This is a genomic window from Polynucleobacter necessarius (assembly GCF_900096765.1).
Classification (GTDB): domain Bacteria; phylum Pseudomonadota; class Gammaproteobacteria; order Burkholderiales; family Burkholderiaceae; genus Polynucleobacter; species Polynucleobacter necessarius_F.
In genome coordinates this window covers 1157991-1184304 of sequence record NZ_LT615228.1, presented here as the reverse complement: position 1 = coordinate 1184304, position 26314 = coordinate 1157991, and the positions used below count along the sequence as shown (strand labels likewise).

At 46.7% G+C, this 26314-nt stretch carries 20 protein-coding genes and 5 pseudogenes; 13 read left to right on the top strand and 12 right to left on the bottom strand.

Features of this window, described 5'->3' with window-relative positions; all coding sequences use genetic code 11:
* Nucleotide 1 precedes the first annotated feature (1 nt).
* Genes lspA through DXE33_RS06130 form a run of 3 tightly spaced genes read right to left on the bottom strand, consistent with a single transcriptional unit; the run spans nucleotide 2 to nucleotide 4306 of the window.
* Complete coding sequence (gene lspA / locus DXE33_RS06140; protein WP_114639111.1) at nucleotides 2–490, bottom strand: signal peptidase II; 489 nt, start codon at nucleotides 488–490, stop codon at nucleotides 2–4.
* A gap of 11 nt (nucleotides 491–501) precedes the next feature.
* Nucleotides 502–3381 carry an isoleucine--tRNA ligase gene (gene ileS, locus DXE33_RS06135; RefSeq protein WP_408634202.1) on the bottom strand — a complete coding sequence of 960 codons (2880 nt, stop codon included), beginning with the start codon at nucleotides 3379–3381 and terminating at the stop codon, nucleotides 502–504.
* On the bottom strand, nucleotides 3356–4306 hold the full coding sequence (locus DXE33_RS06130) for a bifunctional riboflavin kinase/FAD synthetase (RefSeq protein ID WP_114639109.1): 951 nt from the start codon (nucleotides 4304–4306) through the stop codon (nucleotides 3356–3358). The genes ileS and DXE33_RS06130 overlap by 26 nt, the downstream gene beginning before the upstream one ends.
* Before the next feature lie 39 nt (nucleotides 4307–4345).
* Between DXE33_RS06130 and purN the strand changes: the two genes are divergently transcribed.
* Genes purN through DXE33_RS06115 form a run of 3 tightly spaced genes read left to right on the top strand, consistent with a single transcriptional unit; the run spans nucleotide 4346 to nucleotide 7752 of the window.
* Nucleotides 4346–4975, top strand: a complete 630-nt coding sequence (gene purN, locus DXE33_RS06125; protein ID WP_114639108.1) for a phosphoribosylglycinamide formyltransferase — start codon at nucleotides 4346–4348, stop codon at nucleotides 4973–4975.
* On the top strand, nucleotides 4972–6531 hold the full coding sequence (locus DXE33_RS06120) for an RsmB/NOP family class I SAM-dependent RNA methyltransferase (protein ID WP_114639107.1): 1560 nt from the start codon (nucleotides 4972–4974) through the stop codon (nucleotides 6529–6531). Before purN ends, DXE33_RS06120 begins: the two co-directional genes overlap by 4 nt.
* Nucleotides 6532–6558: 27 nt before the next feature.
* Nucleotides 6559–7752 carry a DesA family fatty acid desaturase gene (locus DXE33_RS06115; protein WP_114639106.1) on the top strand — a complete coding sequence of 398 codons (1194 nt, stop codon included), beginning with the start codon at nucleotides 6559–6561 and terminating at the stop codon, nucleotides 7750–7752.
* 98 nt (nucleotides 7753–7850) lie between these two features.
* On the opposite strand, the gene rpmG is transcribed toward DXE33_RS06115, so the two are convergent.
* The 3 genes from rpmG to radC all read right to left on the bottom strand — a co-directional run bounded on the left by rpmG (nucleotide 7851) and on the right by radC (nucleotide 9119).
* Nucleotides 7851–8018, bottom strand: a complete 168-nt coding sequence (rpmG, locus tag DXE33_RS06110; protein WP_015421876.1) for a 50S ribosomal protein L33 — start codon at nucleotides 8016–8018, stop codon at nucleotides 7851–7853.
* 11 nt (nucleotides 8019–8029) lie between these two features.
* Nucleotides 8030–8263, bottom strand: coding sequence for a 50S ribosomal protein L28 (gene rpmB / locus DXE33_RS06105; RefSeq protein ID WP_114639105.1), 234 nt, complete (start codon nucleotides 8261–8263; stop codon nucleotides 8030–8032).
* Between the two features lie 166 nt (nucleotides 8264–8429).
* Complete coding sequence (radC, locus tag DXE33_RS06100; protein ID WP_231970422.1) at nucleotides 8430–9119, bottom strand: RadC family protein; 690 nt, start codon at nucleotides 9117–9119, stop codon at nucleotides 8430–8432.
* Nucleotides 9120–9149: 30 nt separating this feature from the next.
* On the opposite strand from radC, the gene DXE33_RS06095 reads away from it, so the two are divergent.
* The 7 genes and pseudogenes from DXE33_RS06095 to DXE33_RS06065 all read left to right on the top strand — a co-directional run bounded on the left by DXE33_RS06095 (nucleotide 9150) and on the right by DXE33_RS06065 (nucleotide 15328).
* A complete protein-coding gene (locus tag DXE33_RS06095) occupies nucleotides 9150–9596 on the top strand; it encodes an FKBP-type peptidyl-prolyl cis-trans isomerase (RefSeq protein WP_114639103.1) in 447 nt (148 codons plus the stop codon).
* Between the two features lie 3 nt (nucleotides 9597–9599).
* Nucleotides 9600–10541: a 4-hydroxy-3-methylbut-2-enyl diphosphate reductase gene (gene ispH / locus DXE33_RS06090; protein ID WP_114639102.1), complete on the top strand. Its 942-nt coding sequence runs from the start codon at nucleotides 9600–9602 to the stop codon at nucleotides 10539–10541.
* A gap of 62 nt (nucleotides 10542–10603) precedes the next feature.
* A pseudogene (locus DXE33_RS06085) lies at nucleotides 10604–11759 on the top strand (branched-chain amino acid ABC transporter substrate-binding protein).
* Nucleotides 11760–11827: 68 nt separating this feature from the next.
* Nucleotides 11828–12762, top strand: a pseudogene (locus tag DXE33_RS06080) (branched-chain amino acid ABC transporter permease).
* A gap of 101 nt (nucleotides 12763–12863) precedes the next feature.
* Nucleotides 12864–13853, top strand: a pseudogene (locus DXE33_RS06075) (branched-chain amino acid ABC transporter permease); the annotation flags it as partial.
* A pseudogene (locus DXE33_RS06070) lies at nucleotides 13850–14619 on the top strand (ABC transporter ATP-binding protein). The pseudogenes DXE33_RS06075 and DXE33_RS06070, both read left to right, overlap by 4 nt.
* Nucleotides 14619–15328 (top strand): annotated as a pseudogene (locus tag DXE33_RS06065) (ABC transporter ATP-binding protein). The pseudogenes DXE33_RS06070 and DXE33_RS06065 overlap by 1 nt, the downstream one beginning before the upstream one ends.
* A 34-nt stretch (nucleotides 15329–15362) precedes the next feature.
* Here the strand turns inward: DXE33_RS06065 and DXE33_RS06060 are convergent.
* Together DXE33_RS06060 and DXE33_RS06055 are read right to left on the bottom strand one after the other, a co-directional pair.
* Nucleotides 15363–16553 (bottom strand): acetylornithine transaminase, encoded by a 1191-nt coding sequence (locus DXE33_RS06060; protein WP_114639101.1) that lies wholly within the window; start codon nucleotides 16551–16553, stop codon nucleotides 15363–15365.
* 49 nt (nucleotides 16554–16602) lie between these two features.
* Nucleotides 16603–17652 (bottom strand): CDP-6-deoxy-delta-3,4-glucoseen reductase, encoded by a 1050-nt coding sequence (locus DXE33_RS06055; RefSeq protein ID WP_114639100.1) that lies wholly within the window; start codon nucleotides 17650–17652, stop codon nucleotides 16603–16605.
* A 27-nt stretch (nucleotides 17653–17679) separates the two neighbouring features.
* Here DXE33_RS06055 and DXE33_RS06050 point away from each other — a divergent pair, with 27 nt between their 5' ends.
* A complete protein-coding gene (locus DXE33_RS06050; protein ID WP_231970421.1) occupies nucleotides 17680–18576 on the top strand; it encodes an SDR family oxidoreductase in 897 nt (298 codons plus the stop codon).
* Here the strand turns inward: DXE33_RS06050 and DXE33_RS06045 are convergent.
* The 3 genes from DXE33_RS06045 to DXE33_RS06035 form a co-directional block, all read right to left on the bottom strand.
* Nucleotides 18557–20329, bottom strand: a complete 1773-nt coding sequence (locus DXE33_RS06045; protein ID WP_114639099.1) for a glutamine--tRNA ligase/YqeY domain fusion protein — start codon at nucleotides 20327–20329, stop codon at nucleotides 18557–18559. The genes DXE33_RS06050 and DXE33_RS06045 overlap by 20 nt on opposite strands.
* An 85-nt stretch (nucleotides 20330–20414) precedes the next feature.
* The gene (locus tag DXE33_RS06040; RefSeq protein WP_114639098.1) at nucleotides 20415–21917 is read right to left on the bottom strand and encodes a tripartite tricarboxylate transporter permease; all 1503 of its coding nucleotides are present in this window, start codon (nucleotides 21915–21917) and stop codon (nucleotides 20415–20417) included.
* Nucleotides 21918–21936: 19 nt separating this feature from the next.
* Complete coding sequence (locus DXE33_RS06035) at nucleotides 21937–22395, bottom strand: tripartite tricarboxylate transporter TctB family protein (protein WP_114639097.1); 459 nt, start codon at nucleotides 22393–22395, stop codon at nucleotides 21937–21939.
* A 126-nt stretch (nucleotides 22396–22521) separates the two neighbouring features.
* Between DXE33_RS06035 and alaS the strand changes: the two genes are divergently transcribed.
* Entirely contained in the window at nucleotides 22522–25146 is a 2625-nt protein-coding gene (alaS, locus tag DXE33_RS06030) for an alanine--tRNA ligase (protein ID WP_114639096.1), read from the top strand.
* Between the two features lie 11 nt (nucleotides 25147–25157).
* On the top strand, nucleotides 25158–25385 hold the full coding sequence (locus DXE33_RS06025) for a sulfurtransferase TusA family protein (RefSeq protein ID WP_114639744.1): 228 nt from the start codon (nucleotides 25158–25160) through the stop codon (nucleotides 25383–25385).
* Nucleotides 25386–25418: 33 nt separating this feature from the next.
* Here DXE33_RS06025 and galU read toward each other — a convergent pair whose 3' ends face one another.
* Complete coding sequence (galU, locus tag DXE33_RS06020) at nucleotides 25419–26309, bottom strand: UTP--glucose-1-phosphate uridylyltransferase GalU (RefSeq protein ID WP_114639095.1); 891 nt, start codon at nucleotides 26307–26309, stop codon at nucleotides 25419–25421.
* Between the last annotated feature and the right edge of the window lie 5 nt (nucleotides 26310–26314).

Sequence of the window (26314 nt, the reverse complement as noted above, 5' to 3'; positions counted from 1 at the left end):
CTTAATGGGATTGTGGGGATTTGCCAAATGACTTGCGCAATTCACCAAAAATGATGAGGATGGCGCCTATGCAAATGGCGCTATCAGCGATATTAAAAGCTGGCCAATGCCAGTTTGCATAGTGCATATCAATGAAGTCCACTACTGCGCCATACATCAGGCGATCTAATACGTTGCCTAGGGCGCCACCTAAAATCAGACTCAGTGCTACGCAGAGGAGTTTGTCGTCTTGGTGTTTGCGCAAGATAACAACAATGTAGATGCAAGCGGCCAAACCAAGTAGGGTAAAAAACCAACGTTGCCAACCAGAGCTTTGAGCTAAAAAAGAAAATGCTGCACCTGGATTAAAGAGTAATAGCCAGTTCAGAAATGGCAGCACTGATTCTGGCGCACCCATTTGCAGGTGGCTCAGAGCCCACCATTTCGTAGTTTGATCTGAGAGTAAGGTGATCGTAGCAACTGTAATGTAGCGCAGAAATGGGGTGCTCATCAAAAGTTCACTTAAGCAAATAAGCGATGATCGCCATCGCCAAATAAGTTGCTAATACAGCGGCCACATAGTTCTGGATGTTCTGCATTGGCACCAACATCTTTGGTGTGGTGCCAGCAGCGGCCACATTTTTTGTATTGGCTGCCGCGAACCAGAACTTCTAAACCTGCGTTACTCAGTTCAATATTTGCGCTTGAGGTAATGGTGATAAAGCGCAAGTCATCCTGGAGCGAATGCAGGATGGCGAAATCGACATCGCCAAGCTTGATCTTCAGCTCTGCTTGTAATGAAGATCCCACATTGCCAGCCTCACGTTCCACTTCAATCGCTTTGGTAACTTCGGAGCGGATTTCGCGGATTCGATTCCACTTAGCCAATAACTCATCAGGATGGGCAATTTCGGGGAATGCGCCAAATTCTTCCATGAAGATAGACTCAGACGTTTTAGCCCCTGAACCATGCGGGAAAGCTTGCCAAGCTTCTTCTGCGGTAAAGGAGAGGAAGGGTGAAAGCCATTTCAATAGATTGCGAGTGATGTGGAACAGCGCGTTTTGCGCTGCTCTACGATCAGCTGAATCTGGCGCGCTAGTGTAAAGACGATCTTTCAGGATGTCTAAGTAGAAACCGCCTAAATCTTCCGAGCAGAAGGTAAGTATGCGAGCCACAGCAGGGTGGAACTCATAGGCCTTGTAATGCGCTTCGATATCAACTTGCAATTGGTTAGCCAGCGCCACAGCGTAGCGATCAATCTCAAGCCACTTTTCTGAAGGCATTGAATGCTTAGCAGGATCAAAATCCGAAAGATTAGCCAGCAAGAAGCGTAAGGTATTGCGAATGCGACGATAGCTTTCGGTGACGCGCTTAAGAATCTCATCGGAAATAGTCATTTCTCCTGAGTAGTCAGTAGAAGCAACCCAGAGGCGAATAATTTCAGCGCCTAACTTATCTGCAACTTGTTGTGGGGCAATCACGTTACCCACAGATTTACTCATTTTGCGACCTTGGCCATCAACGGTAAAGCCGTGTGTCAGCAATGCCTTGTAAGGCGGTTTACCATCTAGCATTGCACCAGTCAGTAATGAGGAATGGAACCAACCACGATGTTGGTCTGAGCCTTCAAGGTAAAGGTCGGCTAAACGTCCATTCGGTGTCTCTGCTTCAGCGGTGAGTAGTTCATTGCGATGGGATCCACGAATCACATGCCAATGAGTGGTGCCGGAGTCAAACCATACATCTAGAGTGTCACGATTCTTTTCGTATTGAGCGGCTTCATCACCGAGCAATTCAGATGCCTCAAGTTGTTGCCAGGCTTCGATACCACCCTTTTCAACGCGCTTGGCTACCTCTTCGAGCAGCTCGACTGTACGTGGATGTGGATCACCAGTTTCTTTGTGTACAAAGAAGGCCATTGGGACGCCCCATTGACGCTGACGTGACAAGGTCCAGTCAGGACGATTGGCAATCATGTTGTGTAAACGTTGTTTACCCCATGCAGGGAAGAAATCAGTACTATCAATTCCTGCTAATGCAGTTTCGCGCAAGCTGGCATTGCCATCGGATGGCTTTTTATCCATGCTGGCAAACCACTGTGAGGTAGCGCGGTAAATAATCGGCGACTTATGGCGCCAGCAATGCATATATGAGTGTGTATAGGTTTTATCGCGGAGCAAGCTGCCGGCATCACGCATGGCTTCGACAATTTTTGGATTGGCTTTCCAGATATATTCGTTGGCGAATAAAGGTAACCAAGACGCATACACACCATTGCCCATGACTGGATTGAGAATATCTTTATCAGCAAGCTGATTTGCTTTGCAAGACTTAAAGTCTTCCTCGCCATAAGCTGGCGCAGAGTGAACAATTCCTGTGCCGGTGTCCAGTGTGACGTAATCAGCTGGATAGATGGGAGACAGACGCTTGTAGCCCTCATGCAAGGGTGCTAAGGGGTGCCAGAAGGAGATATAGGCTAGCTGCGCACCAAAGCAAGTGGCAATGACTTTGCCCTCGAGACCATAATCTTGCAAACAGGTTTCAACACGGTCTTTTGCCAGAATCAGCAATTTGTTGCCAACATCGACCAGTGCATAAGTGAGCTCTGGGTGAACGTTCATCGCCTGGTTTGCGGGGATGGTCCAAGGTGTAGTGGTCCAGATCACAATTTGACCTGGCTTGTTTGGGAGCTCAGCAAGGCCAAATGCTTTTGCTAGTTGTGGGCGCTGTGCATCATCAAAAGCAAAACCAACATCCACGGTTGGGTCAGTTTTGTCTTGATATTCCACTTCGGCTTCAGCTAGGGCTGAACCGCAGTCAAAACACCAGTTCACCGGTTTTAAGCCGCGAAAGACATAGCCTTTTTCCCAGATCTTGCCTAAGGCACGGATTTCATCGGCCTCATTGCGGTAGTTCATGGTGAGGTAAGGGTTATTCCAATCTCCTAATACACCCAAACGTTCGAAATCTTTCTTTTGCTTATCCACTTGAACCTGTGCATAAGCACGAGCTTTAGCTTGAACTTCAGCTGTTGGTAAATTTTTGCCAAATTGTTTTTCAATCTGAATTTCAATTGGCATGCCGTGGCAATCCCAGCCCGGTACATAAGCAGAATCAAAGCCCATCAGCCAACGAGATTTGACAATCATGTCTTTCAGAATCTTATTAACCGCGTGCCCAATATGAATATCACCATTTGCATAAGGGGGGCCATCATGCAATATGAACTTTGGTTGATTAGCGTGGGCTGCACGAATTTTTTCGTAGAGCTTATTTTTCTGCCATTGTGAAACCCATTGCGGTTCACGTTTAGCCAGATCTCCTCGCATTGGAAAGGAGGTGTCTAACAAATTGACGGGATAAGAATTTTCTTTTTCAGACATACGCTTTTTTCTGGAAATAATTTCTGGCGTGCTCTGCATCTGCTGCAATAGCTTTAGTAAGGGTGTCGAGGTCATCATACTTGGCCTCATCACGAATTTTCTCCAAGAGTTCTACCGTAATAATTTTTCCGTAGACATCTTGTTGGTAATCGAAAATATGAGTTTCAAGCAATACGCGACCTTCGTCTTCTACAGTAGGGCGTACGCCTAGGCTAGCCACAGCCGGCAAGGCTTTATCGCCTAGACCCAAAACTTGCGCAGTAAAAATTCCGGTCGTTGCTGGCTTGCGGTGATGGAGATGATTTGCAAACGCTAAGTTCAATGTGGGAAAGCCGAGTGTGCGACCCAATTTCTGACCATGAATGACATGTCCCGAAATGGCATAAGGGCGACCCAATAATTTTTCTGCTTGCTTCATGTCGCCATTGGCCAATGCAGTACGTAACGCTGAGCTCGAAATACGTTCGCCATCTTCCAAAATTGTTTGGATGCTAGAAACCTCGAAACCATATTTTTCGCCAGCTGCTTTGAGGCTTGCAAAATTACCGGCACGTTTTGCACCGTAGCAAAAATCATCGCCAATCAGAATCCATTTGACGTTCAGGCGCTTGACAATAATTTCAGAAACAAATTCTTCTGGAGATAGACGGGCAAAAGTTGCATTGAAGTGTTCAACGACTACCCGGTCAATTCCCAACGCAGATAGCGCAGCTAATTTATCTCGCAGGTTCAGGATCCGTGGGGGAGTTTGATCCGGTGAAAAGAATTCTTTTGGGTGTGGTTCAAACGTCATCACGCAGCTCACTAGGCCGCGCTCCTTGGCGCTGTCTACTAATTGTTTGAGCAGGGCGCGATGACCCCTGTGCACGCCATCGAAATTTCCGATGGTTAGGGCACAAGCAGGTCCTGCAGAAAACTGGGTCGGGCCACGGAATACGTTCACAAAATCGCTTTCAGGGTAGCCATCAATTATATTGTGGGCATGCTTTCTATCGTTACCTTAATCTCAGGCCGCGGATCGAATTTCGAGGCCATCGTCAAAACTGCTCAAAAAGAGCAGTGGCCGGTCAAATTTGCTGGGGTCATAGCCAATCACTCTGGGGCCAAGGGCCTTGATTTTGCTCGCTCCCAGGGTATTTCAGCATTTGCCATAGAACACAAGGAGCACGCTAGTCGTGAATCCTTTGATGCCGCCTTGATTGCGAAAATTGATGAGTTAGGGGCCGATTTGGTGGTCTTGGCTGGTTTTATGAGAATTTTGACTCCTGGCTTTATCCGTCATTTTGAGGGTCGCTTAATCAATATTCACCCAGCACTCCTCCCAGCATTCCCAGGATTGCATACTCACGAGCGCGCTTTAGAGGCCGGCGTGCAAGAGCACGGGGCTACAGTCCATTTCGTCAATGAAGGGGTCGATGAGGGGCCGATTATTTGCCAAGCCTCCGTTCCAGTCTTGGCAGGAGATACCCCTGACACTCTTGCGGCTCGTGTTTTAACTGCTGAGCATCAGATTTACCCACGGGCCGTAAAATGGTTCCTTGATGGACGATTGCGAATAGAAGGTAATCAAGTGAAGTTACAACCCCCTGAGTCGCAATTTTTTAAATTATGAGTGCAGAACGTCCGCAGCGGAAATCTGGCAGCAGATTGGCCCCGCATAAAAGTTACGCAGCGAAATCAAGAGACCCTTTGCGTCGTCCCGAACGACGCAATGCTAGTGGCAACCTTATTGCGCCTGAAGGCCAAAAGAATTTCTCTAACGCAAAAGCATTACCGCAACATGCAATTCACTTAGAGCGATTGCTACCAGAGTTACTGAGTTTTGAGCAGCCTGCTGATCGTGTTGTCAGTCGTTATTTTCGTGCAGAACCGCAACTGGGAAATCGTGATCGTGCTCTCATTGCAGAGAGTGCCTTTGCAATTTTGCGTCGTAAAAATGAGTTCTCGCAATTTGCCGTAAGTGGTGAAGGATCTCAAGCTAGACGCTTAGCCCTATTGGGTTTGCTGTCCGCTCTGTCAGAGGGTGGCTTGGGTTCTGCCAACCGCGCAGAGAGTGCTATTGCTGACTTAGCGCATGTATTAAAGCCTGGTGAATATGAGTGGTTACAACGCTTTGCAACGGTTGACCCAGCTGCTTTAAATCCGCTTGTACGAAACAATTTGCCCGAATGGTTATGGGATGCCTTTGGAAAATATCCCGGTGAAGAATCGCGCGAAGAGTTAGCAAAGTCATTGATGCATCCAGCACTTTTGGATTTGCGTGCAAACACTATGAAAACCAATCGTGAAGAACTGCTTGCGCAGATGAATGCATTGGGTGGTCGCTATCAAGCTATACCGACACCATACGCACCCGATGGTGTGCGGATTATGGGTAAGCCCGCACTGCAAAATACTGCCGGCTTTAAAGCGGGCATGTTTGAAGTACAGGACGAAGGTAGTCAGCTCTTGGCTTACTTGCTCGCGCCAAAGCGCGGCGAGATGGTCGTCGATTTTTGTGCTGGTGCTGGCGGTAAAACATTGGCGATTGGCGCCTTAATGCGCTCTACAGGCCGCTTGTATGCTTTTGATACATCAGAGCGCCGCCTAGCTAATCTAAAGCCAAGGCAGGCCCGCAGCGGCCTTTCAAACGTCCATCCAGTATGGATTGATAGTGAGAATGATGCCAAGATCAAACGCTTAGCTGGAAAGATTGATCGCGTCTTGGTTGATGCCCCTTGTAGTGGCATGGGTACACTTCGTCGCAATCCGGACCTCAAGTGGCGTCAAACCCCTGCAGGAGTAACGGAGCTCAACCAGAAGCAGATGAGTATTTTGACCTCTGCCGCCCGCCTTTTAAAGCCAGGGGGTCGTCTGGTATATGCCACTTGTAGTCTATTGCCCCAGGAAAATCAGGCTATTGCAAAAGCATTTTTGGCTCAAAACCCCAATTTTGAGGCCATTCCAGCGGCAGAAGTTCTTAAACCATTGTTTCCAAAGGAAAAATTACCTTTAGGCTGCTCCCCAGATAACCCTTGGTGGCAGTTATGGCCACATATTCATGGCACTGATGGCTTTTTTGGGGCTGTTTTCCAAAAAAAAGCAGCTGCGAAGGCTGAGGACTCTGAAAAAGATGAGGTAAAGCTGGTAAAAGTCAAAACCAAGAAAGCTGTAGAAGAATTAAAATGAGGTTTTAGACCTCTTTAGGACTTCCTTTTGAATACAGCTTCAGGTTTTGATTTATTCCTTAACTGGCTTGCCCATGGTTTTTTGGACTGGTCATGGTGGAAGATCGTAGTTTTTACTCTGGTAGCCACCCACATTACGATTGCAGCAGTCACTATCTTTTTGCATCGTTGCCAGGCTCATCGTGCCTTAGATCTACATCAGATCGCTTCCCATTTTTTCCGTTTTTGGCTCTGGCTGACGACGGGCATGGTGACTAAAGAGTGGGCATCTATTCACCGCAAACATCACGCTAAGTGCGAAACGGTTGATGATCCACATAGCCCACAAATCTTAGGCATCGGCACTGTGCTATCTCGCGGCGCTGAGCTGTACAAGCAAGAGGCTAAGAATCAAGAGACATTGGATAAGTTTGGGCATGGCACGCCGAATGATTGGATTGAGCGCAACATTTACTCCAAATTTTCTTGGCAGGGTGTTGCCATCATGCTGATCATTGATGTCTTGTTGTTTGGCGCAATTGGCTTAACAGTTTGGGCGGTGCAGATGTTGTGGATCCCAATTACCGCAGCTGGCGTGATTAACGGTATCGGGCACTTCTGGGGCTATCGCAATTTTGATTGTGAAGATGCTTCTACCAATATTTTCCCTTGGGGAATTTTGATTGGCGGTGAAGAGCTGCATAATAATCACCATACCTTTGCCACCAGCGCAAAGCTTTCAAACAAATGGTATGAGTTTGATATTGGCTGGCTGTATATTCAGTTAATGAGTGCTGTTGGTCTTGCAACTGTCAAGAAAACTCCACCAAAACCCGTATTAAGTGATTTGCGACCTGCTGATCAAAATACTCTTGAGGCAATCATTGCGAACCGTTATGAAATCATGGCGCGCTACAGTAAAACCTTGCGTCGTTTCTTCAGCAATGAAGTCCAGCATATGCAAGTTTTGGCCACCCACTTGAGTGATGCCCGCACCTGGTTATCTAAAGATGAGTCACGTTTAACTGAGCAGGAAAAAGCCAAGCTTGAGGAGTTGATGGCAAGTAATGCTCAATTACGTAAGATGATTGAAATGCGTCGTGATCTTCAGGCTATTTGGGGTCGCTCTAGCGCTACTAAGGAACAGTTGCTTTCTCAGCTGCATGCATGGTGTCAGCGCGCTGAGGACAGTGGTTTAACTAGCCTACGTGAGTTCTCATTAAGATTACGTCGTTACGCGTAAATAGAAATTAACCAATCCCCTTAATGAAAATTGAGGTAATAAAAAACCCGCTTAAAGCGGGTTTTTTCATTTGCATGAAGCAAGGATCGTTTGGACGATTACTTCAGCTTTGTTTCTTTATAAGCAACGTGCTTGCGAATAGTAGGATCAAACTTCATGATCTCCATCTTCTCAGGCTTAGTACGCTTGTTTTTTGAAGTTGTGTAGAAGTGACCAGTACCCGCTGATGACTCTAACTTAATTTTTTCTCTACCGCCTTTAGCCATTTGTGCGCTCCTTAAATTTCGCCACGTGCACGAAGATCAGACAAAATAGCATCGATGCCATTTTTGTCGATGACGCGCAAACCAGCATTGGTTAAGCGCAAGCTAATCCAACGGTTTTCAGATTCAACCCAGAAACGACGGTTTTGCAGATTCGGCAGAAAGCGACGCTTCGTTTTATTGTTTGCATGGGATACATTGTTGCCAACCATCGGCTTTTTCCCAGTGACTTGGCAAACTTTTGCCATGACATAACTCCATTAACATTAATTGCGAAAAGAGAAGATTGTAACAGTCAATGCCTATTTTGGGCTACCTCTAATTAGCATTATTCAATAGTTTGGAGGGGTAAATAAGCTAAAAAAATCCTTAATTTCGCAGCAAAGCTTAATAAGTAAGTAATTACTTTCTTTATTAATCAACATTCATAAGTCCTGACTCAGAAAAAGAGAAAAAACCGCTATTGCTCACAATATAGTGATCAAGTAGGGAAATATCCACCCACTGCAGAGCATGAATTAGGGTTCTAGTCAGTTCCTGATCAGCATTGCTGGGCAAGGGATTTCCACTAGGGTGGTTATGGGCAACGATAAGGGCGCTTGCATTCCTAGCCAAAGCTTCTTTGAGAATTTCTCGTGGGTAGACTGTGGTGTGGGTAATAGAGCCTCTGAAGAGTTCTTGACACTCAATGAGGTGTAGGGATGAGTCCAGGTAAAGGCACAAGAAGACCTCATGGGGTAACCTGCCGATTTTACTTTGCAAAAACTCTTTTACATGCTCTGGGGAGGAAAAAATCGATTTTTGGGCCAATCCATCCTCCAGACTGCGCTTTACAAGTTCATAAGCAGCCTGTATTTGGGTCCATTTTGAGAGGCCAACCCCATGAATTTGAATAAATTCCTCCGCGGTGCTCGCTAGCAGACGAGGCAGGCTGCCGAAGTAGTGAATCAGGTCTTGTGCCAAGGTCACAGCATTTTTGCCTTTGACGCCAACTCGTAAAAAGATGGCCAAGAGTTCGGCATCACTTAAGCAGCGTGCACCATGAAGGCGTAGTTTTTCTCTGGGTTGCTCATTTTTGGGCCAACTAGTGATGGGAGATTCCACGATCGATTGTGGCCTAGATACAATCACCTTATGACTAAGCTTACTGTTTTGCCCAACTCCTACTTGACCCTCAATTACCGACTCACTTTGCCCAATGGGGAGGATTACATCAACACTTTTGTTGATCGTCCGGCGACGGTGCTGATGGGATCTGGACAATTTGCGCCTTGTTTTGAAAAGGTGTTATTAGGTCTTGGAGTGGGTGATAAGAAATGTGCCTTACTTTCGCCCGATGAAAGTTTTGGCGAGCGCAAAGAAGATTTGGTGCAATGGGTTTCTTTGAAAGCCCTCAAAGAGGGGCGCGAAGATGATGTGGGATTTAATCCAGGCGATGTGATTGAGTTCAATGCTCCTGGTGGTGCGCAATACGCTGGAGTATTGCAATCGATTGATAGTGAAGGTGCATGGTTCGACTTTAATCATCCTCTGGCAGGAAGAGAAGTCACTTTTGAAGCAGAGATCGTTGCAATTCTTTAAGGTATGAGCACAACAGATAACGCTGAAATTTTGATGGCTCAGCCCCGCGGCTTTTGTGCGGGTGTTGATCGTGCAATCAATATTGTGAATGAGGCGCTTACACGATTTGGTGCGCCAATTTATGTTCGTCATGAAATTGTTCACAACGTTTATGTAGTGAATGAGTTGCGTGATAAGGGCGCGGTATTTGTTGAGGAATTGGATGAGGTGCCTAAAGGTGGGATTGTGGTGTTTAGTGCGCACGGTGTTTCTCAGGAGGTGCGTAAAGATGCGCAGGAACGTGGCCTGCAGGTTTATGACGCTACCTGCCCACTGGTGACTAAGGTGCATCTTGAAGTGATCAAAATGTGTAAAGAAGGCTTTACAGTCTTGATGATTGGTCACGTTGGCCATCCAGAGGTTGAAGGTACGATGGGGCAAGTGAAGGAAGGTATTTTTCTGATTGAAAAAGTGGGTGATATTGCGAGTCTTCCTTTTGCCGCCGAAGAAAAAATTGCATTTGTCACGCAAACTACTTTGTCTGTAGATGAAACTAAAGAAATTGTTGAAGCACTCACGAAAAAATTTCCTAATATTGTTCAGCCGCGCAAACAAGATATTTGCTACGCCACTCAGAACCGACAAGATGCGGTGAAATTCATGGCACCCCAAGTAGAGGTCGCTATTGTGGTGGGTAGCGCCACTAGTTCGAACTCGAATCGTTTGCGGGAGTTATCTGAAAAGTTGGGCGTACCTTCTTACATGGTGGATGCGCCTGAGCAATTGAGGCCAGAGTGGTTCGCAGGAAAAAAACGCGTAGGCTTAACAGCTGGAGCCTCAGCTCCAGAGAGTTTAGCGCAAGCAATTGTGAGCAAAATTCAGGAGTTTGGACCTAGACAAGTACGAGCTCTATCTGGAGTTGTTGAAGATGTTACTTTCTCATTACCAAAAAATTTAGTTGACTGAAGTATTGATCCATAACAAAGGAGCTGTAGATGGTTAATTTAAAAGCGTCAAAAGTGATTTTTATGAAAACAGCCATTGCTTTATCGGCTAGTGCTTTGATTTTGGCTGGTTGTGGCAAAGGTGAAGACAAGTCTGCCGCAGCTCCATCTGACAGTATTGAGGTCAAGATTGGGCATGTGGCTCCTTTGACAGGCCCCCATTGCTCATTTGGGTAAAGATAATGAGAATGGCGCACGCTTAGCTCTTGAAGAGATTAACAAAGCCGGGTTGACTATTGATGGCAAGAAGGTAGTGCTGACTTTGGTTCCTGAGGATGATGCAGAAGATCCTAAAACCGCTACCCAAGTTGCGCAAAAATTGGTTGATGCAAAAGTGGTTGGCGTTGTAGGACATTTGAACTCTGGCACCAGCATTCCTGCCTCCAAAATTTACAGCGATGCAGGTATCACCCAAATTTCTCCATCCTCGACCAATCCTGATTACACCAATCAAGGTTTTAAGACGACTTATCGTCTCGTAGCGACAGATGCGCAACAAGGCCCGGCATTAGGTAACTATGTTGCCAATACCCTGAAGGCTAAAACAGTTGCGATTGTGGATGATTCATCGCAGTACGGCAAAGGCTTGGCTGATGAATTTGAGAAAACAGTAAAAGCCGCGGGCATAAAAGTAGTTGCTCGAGAAGCAAGTAACAATAAGGCAACCGACTTTAAGACCATTCTGACAAAAATTAAAGGCAGCAAACCTGATGTGATTATGTATGGTGGTATGGATGCCACTGGCGGCCCATTAACCAAGCAAGCTGCAGAATTAGGCATCAAGGCTAAAGTAGTTGGTGGCGACGGTATGTGCACTGAGAAGTTGGCCGAGCTTGCAGGTGACGCTGTGGTGAATGTGACTTGCTCTGAAGCTGGTAAGGCCCTCTCCAAGATGGCTCAGGGTGCAGACTTCCAAAAGCGTTACAAAGAACGCTTTAATACTGATGTGCAAATTTATGCACCATTTACCTATGATGCTGTCTATGTGTTAACGGATGCGATGAAGCGCGCCAACTCGACTGATCCAGCGAAGATTTTGCTCGTGATGCCCGATACCAAAATGAATGGTTTGATTGGCAATATCGCCTTTGATAGCAAAGGTGATATGAAAGAGGGTGTGATTACTTTATACGACTTCAAAGACAAAAAGAAAACAGTTCTTGACGTCATTAATATGTAAGAAACATTAAAAGAGCATCGCAATCGCGGTGCTCTTTTTTATGCACGCATTGTTTCTTATTTCAATACATGGATATTTTTCTACAGCAAATCGTCAATGGCTTAGTGCTTGGCAGCATCTATGCCTTGATCGCCTTGGGTTATACCATGGTGTACGGCGTGTTGGGAATTATTAACTTTGCCCATGGCGAAGTGTTGATGATTGGTGCAATGGTCTCGCTCTCGCTATTACGCCTTATATTCAGTTTGACTAGTGATTTACCAGGTTGGCTCACATTGTTGATAGTGTTGCCAATCACCATGGCTGTATGCGCTGGCCTCAGTTATTGGATTGAGCGTATTGCCTATCGTCCTTTGCGTAACGCACCGCGTTTAGCGCCATTGATCTCTGCTATCGGTATGTCTATTTTGTTACAAACCATTGCGATGTTGATTTGGTCCAGAAACCCAATGACCTATCCACAATTATTGCCATCTAGCCCAATTGATTTGGGGTCTACTGGCGTCACTATTACTGGGAAAGAAATCGTGATCATTGTGGTTGCATTTGTAGTGATGTGCGGCTTATTAATTTTGGTCGAGAAAACTAAGCTGGGAAGGGCAATGCGTGCTACTGCTGAGCAAACGCAGATTGCTTCTTTGATGGGTGTAAATCCCAATCGCGTGATTTCAATCACGTTTATGTTGGGTGGGGCATTAGCAGGTTTAGCTGGTGTGATGATTGCTAGTAACTACGGTAATGTGCATTTTATATGGGCTTTATCCCTGGCCTCAAAGCCTTTACTGCTGCAGTACTGGGTGGCATTGGAAACTTGCAAGGTGCCATGTTGGGTGGTTTGCTCTTAGGTCTGATTGAATCCTTAGGCGCTGGTTATATTGGCGAGTTGACTGGTGGTGTATTTGGTTCTAACTATCAAGATATCTTTGCATTCTTAGTATTGATTTTGGTTTTAGTCTTGCGACCAACTGGCTTGCTTGGCGAGAAGGTATCAGATCGTGCTTAAAAAGCCTTTTGCAAATCACCTGAGTCGATCTACCTATCTTTGTTTGGGCGCCTTGGCCTTGATTCTTTTGCCCTGGATTGTGGGTGCGGGCGGCGGCAACTATTGGGTGCAACTATTGGGTGCGAGTGCTCGATTTTGCCTTGCTCTATATTGTTCTCGCGCTGGGATTAAATGTGGTTGTAGGTTTTGCAGGTCTTTTAGACTTAGGCTACATCGCCTTTTATGCCTTGGGTGCCTATAGCTATGCATTGTTAGCATCACCGCACTTACCTCAGCATTTTGAAGCTATTGCTGACGCATTTCCGCAGGGCATGCATTTTTCACCTTGGATGGTGGCAATTTTTTCGATTATTTTGGCTGCCCTGTTTGGGGTATTGCTAGGTCTTCCGACTCTGCAACTACGAGGCGATTATTTAGCGATCGTCACTTTAGGCTTTGGTGAAATTATTCGTATTTTTATGAATAATTTAGATCGCCCCTTAAATCTGACTAATGGTCCCAAGGGAATTACAGCCATTGATCCGATTCAATTATTTGGGATTTCATTTACTAAACCACTAGATCTGGGCTTTGTTCAAATCCCTGGTTTGTATTTGGTGTTTTACCTATTCTTGTTGCTGGCAATTAGTGTGGCAATTGTTTGCATGCATCTACAAGACTCGCGTATTGGCCGCGCATGGATTGCAATTCGTGAAGATGAGATTGCCGCCAAAGCAATGGGCATTAATACTCGCAATATGAAACTACTCGCTTTTGCAATTGGTGCATCTTTTGCGGGTGTTGCAGGCGTCCTTTTTTCGGCATTTCAGGGTTTTGTGTCCCCTGAGTCTTTTACCTTATGGGAATCAATTGTCGTGTTGGCGATGGTTGTGCTCGGTGGAATTGGCCACATCCCTGGCGTCATTTTGGGTGCGATTGTGCTGGCGGTATTCCCAGAAATCTTGCGCGGTGTTGCTGAGCCGGTCCAGAAGTTTTTATTTGGCCATGTGATTGTGGATGTTGAAGTGATTCGTCAGTTGATATACGGCCTGGCACTCATCTTAATCATGCTCTATCGCCCGGGTGGTATCTGGCAAAAAAAGCACTCATGAATAATCTTTTGCTAGATGTTGCCGATGTATCCAAACGATTTGGCGGGGTTCAGGCACTCGAATCGGTAGGCTTGCAGGTTCCTTATGGCGCTATTGTGGGGTTAATCGGTCCTAATGGTGCTGGCAAAACTACCTTCTTTAATGTCATCACTGGTTTATATCCCGCCGATTCCGGAATATTTTTATTCAACGGCCATTCTTATTTTCCCCAATCGGTAGCCCAAGTAACTAAATCTGGTCTAGCTAGGACATTTCAGAATATTCGCCTTTTTGGTGGGATGAGTGTGCTTGAGAATGTCATGGTGGGATGTCACTGCCGCACAAAATCTGGATTATTGGGTGCTATCTTTCGTTTTCCTTCTGCCAAACGAGAAGAGCGTGCAATTCAAGAAAAGTCTCTGGCACTGCTTGCTTATGTGGGTCTGAGTGATTATGCAAATATACAGGCGCGCAATCTTTCCTATGGCCATCAGCGACGTTTAGAGATTGCTAGAGCATTAGCTACCGAGCCTTTGCTCCTTGCATTAGATGAGCCAGCGGCTGGTATGAATGCAACTGAGAAGCTAGAGCTGCGAGAGCTGCTGTTGCGCATTCGCGCAGATGGCAAAACCATCTTATTGATTGAGCATGATGTGAGTCTCGTGATGGGAATTTGTGACAGCCTTACTGTACTGGACTACGGTAAGGTGATTGCGACCGGTCAGCCGGCGGATGTTCTGCACACCCTGAAGTAATTAAGGCCTACTTAGGTCAGGGGGCTGTGTAATGACTGCTCTATTACAAGTGCAAGACCTCAAGGTGGCGTATGGCGGAATTAATGCCGTCAAAGGCATTGATCTGCATGTCAATCAAGGCGAGTTGCCCTCATTGGTGCTAATGGTGCAGGTAAAAGTTCTAGCCTGAAAGCAATCGCTGGATTGATTACCCCATCTACAGGTGAAATCGATTTCGTAGGCCATAAAACTAAGCAGATGCCCGCTTATGAGCTGGCGCGCTTAGGCCTGGGTTTGGTGCCTGAAGGTCGTGGCGTATTTAAGCGCATGACTATTTTGGAAAACTTACAGATGGGCGCCTTTTTAAAAAGCGATCCCAAAGCTTTTGCTCTCAAACTCGAAGAAGTCTTTTCTTATTTCCCAAGACTAAAAGAGCGTCTTTCACAGTTAGCAGGAACCTTATCTGGCGGTGAGCAGCAAATGGTTGCCATGGGCAGAGCCATGATGGCCCAGCCAAAGCTGTTGCTCTTAGATGAGCCCTCGATGGGTCTGTCTCCCATTATGGTGGAGACAATTTTTGATGTGATTCGCAATTTGTCATCAACCGGGATGACCATCTTGTTGGTTGAGCAAAATGCGCGCTTAGCCTTGCAGATGGCTGACCGTGCTTATGTCATGGAAAGCGGATTGGTCACTCTTACCGGGTCAGGGAGAGAGTTACTTCAAGATCCGCGAGTGCGCGCTGCCTATCTTGGCGAGTAGATTACAGCCCTTGGAGTAATTTTTAGTTGGCTGCTTAAGCAACTTCTTTTAGTAATTCGCGCAGCACATTGCACATCTGGCAAATTTCATCATCGCTGACGTTGAGGGCGGGCATAAAACGCAACAAGTTTGGTCTTGGTGAATTGATGAGTAATCCTACGGGACTACGATCACGAGCCAGTTCCACTAGTTTTGGCCCAATATCTTTGCCTAGCATGAGAGCGCGTAACAAACCTTCACCACGCTCACCTTCGAGATTAAATTCAGCGCAGAGCTTTAAAAGCTCGGATTTGAGTAATTCACCTTTGGCTTTAACGCTTTCTAAAAAGTCAGGGGCTAGGAGTTGAGTGATGACACTCATACCCACTGCAGTCATGAGGGGATTTCCGTTATAAGTTCCACCTTGATCGCCCGGTACAAAACAAGCCACCGCATCGGTTGTCAAGAGGGCTGCCAAGGGAACTCCACCGCCAATGCCTTTGCCTAAAGTCATGATGTCCGGTTCGATACCATATTGCTGATATGCAAAGAGTGTGCCAGTGCGTCCGCAGCCGGCTTGAACTTCGTCAACAATCAATAAGATATTGTTTTCTTTGGTGAATTTGCGTAGCTCACGCATAAACTCTTTAGTGGCGGGTATGACACCACCTTCGCCTTGAACGGGCTCCAACATCACCGCAACAGTTTTATCCGTCACTAGTTTTTTGACGGAATCCAAATCATTTAAGTCTGCTTTTGGAAAGCCGGGAACTTGAGGTGCAAACATCGTATCCCAGTTCGGTTTTCCGGATGCACTCATGGTTGCTAATGTGCGACCATGAAAACTATGGTCAAAAGTGATGATTTCAAAGGCGCCATTTTTATTCAGTTGACCCCATTTGCGCGCCAATTTAATGGCACCTTCGTTTGCTTCAGCACCGCTATTAGCGAAGAAGACTTTATCAAAGCAACTATTTTGGGTAAGTAAATCAGACAAACCAATCATCGGCTCGTTATAAAACGCTGGGCTAGGATTGATGAGTTTCTTTGCTTGTGCATTCAGCGCCTCAATCATTCCTGGATTGCCATGACCTAAGCAATTGACCGCCCAGCCTTGCAAGAAATCTAAATAGCGCTTGCCATTGTTGTCGGTTAACCACGAGCCTTTGCCCTCAACCATCACCACATCTGGGCGTTGAGTAATAAACATAACTGAATGGGTATCGATGGTCGCTGGTTTGTTCATGCTGGCTTAAGTTGGTTAATGGGGCTAATCAAATTTCTATTGTCTAACTTTATGAGGCTGAGTTTGCGACTAAATCAGCTGCGCTGGTAAATGAGTCGGCAAAGAATTCTTCCTCAGGGAGATGACATTTGGATGAAAAGTCATTACGAGCGGCATTGACCATTACCGGCGCGCCACAAGCATATACTTGAAAACTCTGAAGGGATGGATGGTCCTCCATCACTGCCTGGTGTACAAAGCCAGTGCGGCCTTGCCATGCATCCTCAGGCAGGCCATCTGAAATCACAGGAATGTATTTGAAATTGGAGATTTCCTGTTCCCAGGTTTTGCAAAGTGCATCTAAGTACAAATCAGAGGGGCGACGACCACCCCAGTAAAGATGAATTGGTCGCTCAATCTTTTTAGCTTGCATCTGCTCGATGATCGATTTGATTGGCGCAAAGCCAGTGCCTGCCGCTACAAAGATAATGGGTTTTTTGGAGTCTTCTCTTAAGAAGAAGCTTCCTAGGGGGCCTTCAAAACGCAAAATATCTTTTTCTTTGAGTGCTGGACTGACTGCGCCAAAGACAAAGTCAGTGAATAGTCCGCCAGGTAAATGGCGAATATGCAGCTCTAGAGGGCCATCTTGCGCAGGTGCGTTAGCAATAGAGTAGGCGCGGCGTTGACCATCTTTGAGAAGAAACTCTAGGTACTGGCCAGCTAAGAACTGAAAACGTTCTGCGGCAGGTAATTGAAGTTTCAAAATCGCTACATCATTACTTGGCTTGATGATCGTATTGACGCGGCAAGGTATCTTACGAATAGCGATATCTCCAGCACCTTGAACTTCACGGGCTTCAATTAAGAGGTCTGATTGGGGGTGGGAGCAGCAAAACAAGATACCCCCAGCGGTTTCGTCGGCTTTGCTTAGTGCGTTCTCGCTATGTTGCCCATGGCTCACTTGCCCTTCTAACACTTTGCCCTTGCAAGATCCGCATGCACCATTTTTGCAACCGTAGGGCAGGTTGATATCTTGGCGAAGAGCGGCCTCCAACACTGTTTCATCTGAATTAACTGTAAATTGTTTGCCGCTCGTTTTGAGCGTGACCTGGTAAGACACTCTCATTCCTTTCAATAAATCGTTACGATGTCATTTATGCAATCTTTTGGTAAACCATCAATCCTGATTATTGGCTGCGGTGACATTGGTCTTCGGGTGGCTGGTCAGCTTTCCCGGAGTCATCAAGTTTTTGCTTTAACTTCTTCGCAAAACCGCTTTCAGGAGTTGAGGGAGGTTGGTGCGATTCCTATTTTGGGGAATTTGGATCATCCAGACTCGCTCTGGAGGTTATCTGGATTGGCTCAAACTGTGATCCATTTAGCGCCACCACAAAACCAAGGAAATCGTGATTGCCGAACCCGCAACCTACTGAGAATTTTAGCCCAAGGAGCTAATACCGTCAGGCGGATGATCTATATCAGCACTACAGGCGTCTACGGAGATCACCGAGGTGCTAAAGTCAGTGAGACCACCCCTGTAAATCCCCAAAGCGAGCGAGCTCAGCGGCGAGTCGATGCGGAGCGGGTACTGCGTTTATGGGCGCCAGCCCACGGTGTAGCATTGACCATTTTGCGAGTGCCAGGTATCTATGCCCGAGATCGATTGCCGCTTGATCGATTGCGGGCAAAAACCCCAGCCTTGCTGGCAAGCGAGGATGCATATTCCAATCATATTCATAGCGATGATCTCGCTCGATTGGTTTGTGCGGCCGTATATCGTGGCAAACCTCAGCGAATTATTAATGCTTGCGATGGTGGTGAGACTAAGATGGGGGATTATTTTGACGAGGTTGCAGATGCATTTGGCCTAGCCAGACCAGAGCGTTTACCAGCAGTGGAGCTAGAAAAAATAGTAAGCTCCATGCTGTGGTCATTTATGCGCGAATCTCGGCGAGTCACGAACACGCGTTTATCCGAACTAAAGACCCCGCTACGTTATCCCAGCGTAGCGGACTTTCTGAGGACTATTTCCAAGAATCTTTAAGACCAACGGTGCGGTTAAATACTGGTTTGCCTGGTTTGGAATCGGTTTTATCAGCAACAAAATAGCCATGACGCTCAAACTGAAAGCGATCTTCAGGTTTGGCATCTTTCATGCAGGGTTCTAAATAAGCCTGAATGGTTTCTTTTGAGCTTGGATTAATGGCATCCAAGAAATTCTTATCGCCGCTATCTGGGTGTGGATCGGTGAAGAGATGGTCATAAAGACGCACTTCAGCTGGAATGGCCTCAGCAGCGCTAATCCAGTGAATATTGCCCTTAACCTTGTAATTGTTGGATCCAGGTGTGCCGCTCTTGCTATCCGGAAAATGCGTCACATTGACTTGGGTGACATTGCCTTGTGCGTCGGTCTCAAAGCCGGTGCATTCAACAACAAAACCATGGCGCAAACGAACGCGACTGCCAGGCTGATCACCAATCGGCGGATACAAACGGAAGAAACCTTTTACAGGCTCTTGCATGAAGTCATCGGCCTCAATCCAAAGTTCGCGAGTGAAATGAAATTCGCGATTACCCCACTCGGGGTGTTGGGGATGGCGTGGAGCTGAGCAAGATTCTTTCGCATTCGCATCAAAATTCTCGACTACCAGCTTAAGCGGTTTTAGTACTGCTGTGGCTCGCGGCGCTCTAACTTCAAGATCATCGCGTAGCGCTTGATCAAGAGTGCTCATATTAATCCAGCTATCAGCTTTTGACACGCCAATCCGCTCGCAGAACAAACGAATACTTTCGGGGGTATAGCCGCGACGACGTATACCAACGATGGTTGGCATGCGAGGATCGTCCCAGCCATCCACATGCTTCTCTTCTACTAGCTGCAAGAGCTTGCGCTTGCTAGTAATCGTGTAGGTGAGATTAAGACGTGCAAACTCATACTGATGCGGAACGGGGTCTTTGAAAACGCCCAATTCTTTTAATGAATTAATGATCCAGTCATAGAGAGGGCGGTTGTTTTCAAACTCCAGGGTACAGATGGAGTGAGATACGTTCTCTAGAGCATCGGAGATGCAATGGGTAAAGTCGTATAGCGGGTAAATACACCACTTATTGCCTGTGCGATGGTGATCGGTGTGGCGAATACGATAGACCACAGGGTCACGCATCACAATATTGGGGTGGGCCATATCAATCTTCAGGCGCAACACATGCTCGCCGTCTTTGAACTTGCCATCGCGCATCTCTCTAAAGAGGGCGAGATTTTCAGCGGGGCTCCGGTCACGGTAAGGGCTATTTTTGCCTGCCTGACCAAAGTTACCGCGGTTGGTGTGAATGTCGTCGGCACTTTGGCTATCAACATAAGCCTTGCCGTTCTCAATCAGAATTTCTGCGAACTGATAGAGCTGATCAAAGTAATCACTCGCGTGATATAGGTGAGCGCCCCAATCAAAGCCGAGCCATTGAACGGCCTCCAAAATACTGTCAGCGTATTCCACATCCTCTTTAACGGGGTTAGTATCGTCTAAGCGCATATTGCAACGCGCACCACCAGCTTGTTTACTGTAGTCCGCCGCCAAGCCAAAGTTTAAGCAAATACTTTTGGCGTGACCTATGTGTAAGTAGCCATTAGGTTCAGGCGGGAAGCGCGTGATGATAGAAGGAATAGCCTCACCAGCTAAGTTCGTGCGCTGAGAAAAAGCCCCGCTTGCTAAATCATGATCAATGATTTGACGAAGGAAATTGGAGGGTTCGGCTACAGCACCGGGATTTGCTTTGGAAAGTTTGCTATCTTGGGACATAGTCATATTGTAGAGAAAACCCTGAACCCATAAAGAAAAAGCCCGCAATCTGTTGCGGGCTCGTTTCCTGGAAGACTGGGGAATATCAATCTTCTACGAATGCTTCTTCGCGAGTCTTCTTCACCGCCGGGAGGGCAACAATTACTACCAAGAGTGCGGCAGCAATCAGCAATCCAAGGGAAAGCGGGCGGGTTAAGAAGGTTGTGAAATCGCCACGGGATAGTAGTAAGGCACGGCGGAAGTTTTCTTCCATCATGGGCCCAAGAACGAAGCCCAAAAGTAATGGAGGAGGTTCGCAGCCTAATTTGAAGAATAGGTAACCAATGATGCCAAAAGCAGCTGTTACGTAAACGTCAAATACAGTGTTGTTGACGGTGTACACGCCAATACAACAGAAGACCAAAATAGCTGGGTACATGAAGCGATAAGGAATCTTGAGGAGCTTGACCCAAATACCAATCAAGGGCAAGTTCAAGAGAATCAGCATCACATTACCAATCCACATGGAGGCGATCAGACCCCAGAACAGCGCTGGGTTACTGCTCATGACTTGTGGACCTGGTTGAATGTTATGAATTGTCATTGCACCCACCATTAAAGCCATGACCGCATTTGGCGGAATACCTAAAGTAAGCAATGGGATAAATGAAGTTTGTGCGGCAGCATTGTTTGCGGACTCTGGACCTGCAACACCCTCAATTGCACCATGGCCAAATTCGTTACTGTATTTGGAGGATTTTTTCTCAACAGAATATGCGCCAAAAGCGGCCAGAGCAGCACCGCCACCAGGCAGGATGCCGAGGATAGAGCCAATGGTAGTGCCACGCAAAATGGAGGGGACCATGCGCTTTACATCTTGCTTGGTTGGGATCATGGTGGTCATCTTGTTTAAGAAGCCCTCATCGTCACCTTTTTTCTCCAGGTTACTCATGATTTCCGCAAAACCAAATACACCCATAGCAACAGCGACAAAGCCAATGCCGTCGCTTAACTCAGGAACATCAAAGGCATAGCGTGATACACCAGAGTTCACGTCGGTACCGATCAAGCCCATTAGAAGACCGAGCACAATCATGCCGATCGCTTTAATTAGTGAGCCTGATGCCAGCACAACTGCGCCAATCAAACCCAGCACCATTAAGGAGAAGTACTCGGCTGGACCGAACTTAAATGCGAGCTGGGAAAGTGGTGCGGCAAAAGCAGCCAAAACTAAGGTTGCCACGCAACCTGCAAAGAATGAACCCATACCAGCAGTGAATAGTGCGACCCCAGCGCGACCATTTCTGGTCATTTGGTAGCCGTCAATCGCCGTCACCACCGAGGAGGTTTCTCCAGGAATGTTGAGCAAAATCGCTGTTGTAGAACCGCCGTACTGAGAGCCATAATAAATGCCGGCCAACATGATTAATGCCGCAATTGGAGGCAAGGCATAAGTTGCAGGCAAGAGCATGGCGATCGTGGCGATTGGGCCAAGGCCAGGCAATACACCAATCAAGGTTCCCAGTACGCAACCAATAAGGCAGTAGAGGAGGTTTTGTAGCGTAAATGCAGTATCAAAACCGAGAGCTAAATTTGCAAATAAATCCATTTTTCAGTATCCCAGTTCGTTATTGAAGAAAGAAAGGTAGCAGTGGGAGCTGAAGTTTCAGACCCAAAACGAATACCGAATAAGTAAAGACAATCAGGAAAGTGGCGTTAATGAGGGTGCCCTTCCAGTGGAATTCATGGCTTGCACTAGCTGACATAAATACCAAGACAAATACAGCCACAATAAAGCCCATAGTTGGCAGGAGAATGCCGTATAAAACAACCGAGCCGGTAATGAGACCAATAATTTTCCTGTTAAAGGGAGGAATCTTTTCGATTGCAGCCTTGGCGCTGAGAGATTTGACAAGAATTAATAGGCCAAGAGCGGTTAAGACCAAACCTAGCCAGAATGGGAAGTAGCCTGGACCCATTTTGGCTGCGGTGCCCATTTGATATTGGGTAGCCATATAGGTAAAAAATAGGCCAATAACCATATACATCAGGCCTGCCCCAAAATCTTTCTGATTGCGGATTTCCAAGTTGTGCTCCTTACGTATCGACTTTAAGTGCCGACTTATTTAATGATGTTTTGCGATTGTAAGGCAGGTTGGGGGTGTCCTGTCCAGCGTTTGCCCAGAACAGGTGCCAATGCGATAATTATTGACATGAAAGTCTCCCAAATTCGCCAGGCATACCTGGATTTCTTTGCCCAAAAAGGCCACCAAATCGTTCCATCTAGTCCGGTTGTCCCGGGGGATGACCCTACATTGCTGTTCACTAATGCAGGGATGAATCAGTTCAAAGACGTTTTTCTCGGTTTTGATAAACGCTCCTATACCCGTGCCACGACTGCCCAAAAATGTATCCGGGCTGGCGGCAAGCACAACGACCTAGACAATGTTGGCTACACCGCACGTCACCATACCTTTTTTGAGATGTTGGGAAACTTCTCATTTGGTGACTATTTTAAAAAAGAGGCCATTCAATTTGCTTGGGATTTATTAACTCAAGTATTTCAGTTGCCCAAAGAGAAGTTATTGGTCACCGTCTATGCGGAAGATGATGAGGCGTATGCCATTTGGAAAGACCAAATAGGCGTTCCCGCCGATCGCATTATCTGTATTGGCGATAACAAAGGCGCTCGCTACGCTTCTGATAATTTCTGGATGATGGGTGATACTGGCCCTTGTGGTCCATGTACTGAAATTTTTTATGATCATGGTGAGCATATCCCCGGCGGCCCTCCTGGCAGCCCCGAGGAAGATGGCGATCGTTTCATTGAAATTTGGAACAACGTTTTCATGCAGTTCAATCCGGATGAAGCGGGAGTAATGCATCCATTGCCAAAGCCTAGCGTTGATACAGGCATGGGGCTGGAGCGTATTGCAGCGGTATTACAGCATGTCCACTCTAATTATGAAATCGACCTTTTCGTCAATCTGCTCAAGGCCTCTAAGGAGGCAGTGGATGTAGCTGGCGGCGAAAATTGCGATGCGACTAGCCCTTCACTCAAGGTGATTGCAGACCATATTCGCGCCTGTAGTTTTATCGTAGTGGATGGCGTGATTCCTGGTAATGCTGGGCGCGGTTATGTATTGCGTCGTATTGCACGTCGTGCGATTCGTCATGGATATAAGTTAGGCGCACGAAAACCATTCTTCTACCAACTTGTTCCCGCTCTCGTAAAAGAAATGGGCGATGCATACCCTGAATTGCGTGCAGCGCAAGATAAGGTAAGTGAAGTACTCAAGCAAGAGGAAGAGCGCTTCTTCCAAACCATTGCCAATGGTATGGAAATTTTGGATGCTGCTTTGGCTGGCGGCGCAAAAGTGGTTGATGGTGAAACTGCGTTCCGCCTACACGATACATTTGGCTTCCCCCTTGACCTTACTGCGGATGTTTGTCGTGAGCGCGGTGTTACGGTAGATGCCGATGGTTTTGAGGCGGCAATGCAAAAGCAGCGCGATCAGGCTAGGGCAGCTGGTAAGTTCAAAGTTGCTCAGGGATTAGATTACAAAGGTCAGCCGACCCAATTTCACGGTTATGACACCCTCAAGCACGAGGGTGCTAAGGTGACTGCTTTGTACATAGATGGTTCTGAGGTCACCTCTATAAAGGCAGGAGATGCCGCGGTGATTGTTTTAGATAACACCCCGTTTTACGCGGAATCAGGTGGCCAGGTTGGCGATCAGGGTGAGTTGCGTAATGAGACGGTTCGTTTTGCAGTAGATGACACTTTCAAGATTCAGGCTGATGTGTTTGGGCACCAAGGTGAAGTACTTGAGGGCGAGCTGAAGGTTGGCGATACTCTGAACGCTTTGGTGGATGCGCAGCTAAGAACTGACACCATGCGCAACCATAGTGCAACACATATCTTGCATAAAGCGCTTCGTGAGGTTTTGGGTGATCATGTCCAGCAAAAGGGATCTTTGGTTGATGCCACTAAGACTCGATTTGATTTCACCCATAACGCACCCATTACTGCCGAGCAAATTCGTCGCATTGAAGATATTGTCAATCGTGAGATTTTGCAAAACACGGCCACTTCAGGCAAGGTCATGTCCTTAGAAGATGCTCAAAAGACTGGTGCCATGATGCTCTTTGGCGAGAAGTATGGTGATGAAGTTCGTGTTCTAGAAATTGGTAGTTCTAAGGAGTTGTGCGGCGGAACCCACGTATCACGTACAGGCGATATTGGGAGCTTGAAGATTGTTTCTGAAGGCGGTGTGGCGGCAGGTATTCGTAGGATTGAAGCTGTTACTGGTAACAACGCTCTCCATTTCCTGCAAGGTCTTGAAGATAAGGTAAATGAAGCCGCTGCCATTTTGAAAACCCACCCAGGTGATTTGGTAAACCGTGTGGCCCAATTGCAGGATAGTCTGCGTCAAGCGGAACGTGAGCTAGAAAAAGTGAATTCTAAATTGGCAGCCAGTCAGGGCGATGAGTTGGCTGGCCAAGCGATTGATATCAATGGTTTGAAAGTCTTGGCCGCTCGCTTAGATGGTGCTGACTCTGGGGTTCTGCGCGAAACGATGGACGCACTCAAGGCAAAATTGAAAACAGCGGCGATAGTTCTGGCGTCTGTTCAGGGTGATAAGGTGAGTTTGATTGCTGGCGTTACAGCAGACTCTATTGGCAAAATAAAAGCGGGTGATCTCGTGAACTTTGTTGCTCAGCAAGTGGGCGGAAAAGGTGGCGGCAAACCAGAGATGGCGATGGCTGGGGGTAATGATCCAAGTAAGTTAGGTGCAGCCTTGGCCGGCGTTAAAGATTGGGTTGCAAACAAATGAGTGAAGAAAATATTGCCTTTAATGCAGAAGTCGATACAATTGGCATGAATTGCCCCTTACCGATTTTGCGCACCAAAAAAGCTTTAGCCAATATGCAGTCAGGTGAGGTTCTGAAGATTAAGGCAACTGATTCTGGGGCGGCAAGAGACTTTCCAGCATTTGCCAAGCAAACTGGTAATGAGCTTATCGGAAGCTCAACAGAGGGTGACGTATTAGTCTTCTTCTTAAAACGAAGATAAATACTAGACTTCAGTGAAATGAGGTCTACCCAATTACTTTGTAGACCAGTTTTTTAAGTAATTTGCAAAGTCTTCGCCCACTTCTGGGTGACGCAAAGCAAAATTCACTGATGCTTTGAGGTAGCCGAGCTTACTGCCGCAGTCGTAACGAATGCCATCGTATTCATAGCCAAATACAGGCTCTTCTTGAAGAAGGGCGGCAATTGCATCGGTTAATTGAATCTCACCCCCTGCACCAGGTTTGACGTTACGAATGTGCTCAAAGATCTTAGAAGAGAGGACATAGCGACCAACTACAGCCAAGTTTGATGGCGCATCTGCTGGTTTAGGTTTTTCAACAATGCCATTTAAGCGATAGACACCTTGGCTTATTTCATTCCCGGCAATAATGCCGTAGGAACTCGATTTATTTGGATCAATTTTTTCGACAGACAGAACGGATCCACTTTGCTCTTCGTGGACTTTAAGCATTTGAGATAGAACTGGGGTTGGGCCATCTAGAAGATCATCTGCCAAGATGATGGCAAAGGGCTCATCGCCTACTAATTTTTCTGCGCATAAAACAGCATGCCCCAAGCCTAAAGGCTCTGATTGGCGAATGTAAACACAATCGACGTTATCGGGCTTTACGCTACGAACCAGGTGAAGGAGATCTTGATTATCTTTTGCTTCAAGAGCTGCTTCGAGCTCATATGCTTTATCAAAGTGATCTTCAATGGCACGTTTACTTCTACCAGTAACGAAGATCAACTCAGTAATACCAGCAGCAATGGCTTCATCAACTGCGTATTGAATTAAAGGCTTGTCGACAACATTAAGCATTTCTTTTGGACTGGCTTTGGTAGCGGGTAGGAAGCGTGTGCCAAAGCCGGCAACTGGAAAAACTGCTTTAGTAACCTTTTTAGAGCTGAAATGTAATGCCATGGTTT

What these genes read in the sequence shown, in the direction of transcription:
- lspA (WP_114639111.1), bottom strand. Translation starts at nt 490, where the DNA reads ATGAGCACCCCATTTCTGCGCTACATTACAGTTGCTACGATCACCTTA.
- purN (WP_114639108.1), top strand. Translation starts at nt 4,346, where the DNA reads ATGCTTTCTATCGTTACCTTAATCTCAGGCCGCGGATCGAATTTCGAG.
- DXE33_RS06120 (WP_114639107.1), top strand. Translation starts at nt 4,972, where the DNA reads ATGAGTGCAGAACGTCCGCAGCGGAAATCTGGCAGCAGATTGGCCCCG.
- rpmG (WP_015421876.1), bottom strand. Translation starts at nt 8,018, where the DNA reads ATGGCTAAAGGCGGTAGAGAAAAAATTAAGTTAGAGTCATCAGCGGGT.
- rpmB (WP_114639105.1), bottom strand. Translation starts at nt 8,263, where the DNA reads ATGGCAAAAGTTTGCCAAGTCACTGGGAAAAAGCCGATGGTTGGCAAC.
- DXE33_RS06095 (WP_114639103.1), top strand. Translation starts at nt 9,150, where the DNA reads ATGACTAAGCTTACTGTTTTGCCCAACTCCTACTTGACCCTCAATTAC.
- ispH (WP_114639102.1), top strand. Translation starts at nt 9,600, where the DNA reads ATGAGCACAACAGATAACGCTGAAATTTTGATGGCTCAGCCCCGCGGC.
- DXE33_RS06060 (WP_114639101.1), bottom strand. Translation starts at nt 16,553, where the DNA reads ATGAACAAACCAGCGACCATCGATACCCATTCAGTTATGTTTATTACT.
- DXE33_RS06050 (WP_231970421.1), top strand. Translation starts at nt 17,680, where the DNA reads ATGTCATTTATGCAATCTTTTGGTAAACCATCAATCCTGATTATTGGC.
- DXE33_RS06045 (WP_114639099.1), bottom strand. Translation starts at nt 20,329, where the DNA reads ATGTCCCAAGATAGCAAACTTTCCAAAGCAAATCCCGGTGCTGTAGCC.
- DXE33_RS06040 (WP_114639098.1), bottom strand. Translation starts at nt 21,917, where the DNA reads ATGGATTTATTTGCAAATTTAGCTCTCGGTTTTGATACTGCATTTACG.
- alaS (WP_114639096.1), top strand. Translation starts at nt 22,522, where the DNA reads ATGAAAGTCTCCCAAATTCGCCAGGCATACCTGGATTTCTTTGCCCAA.
- galU (WP_114639095.1), bottom strand. Translation starts at nt 26,309, where the DNA reads ATGGCATTACATTTCAGCTCTAAAAAGGTTACTAAAGCAGTTTTTCCA.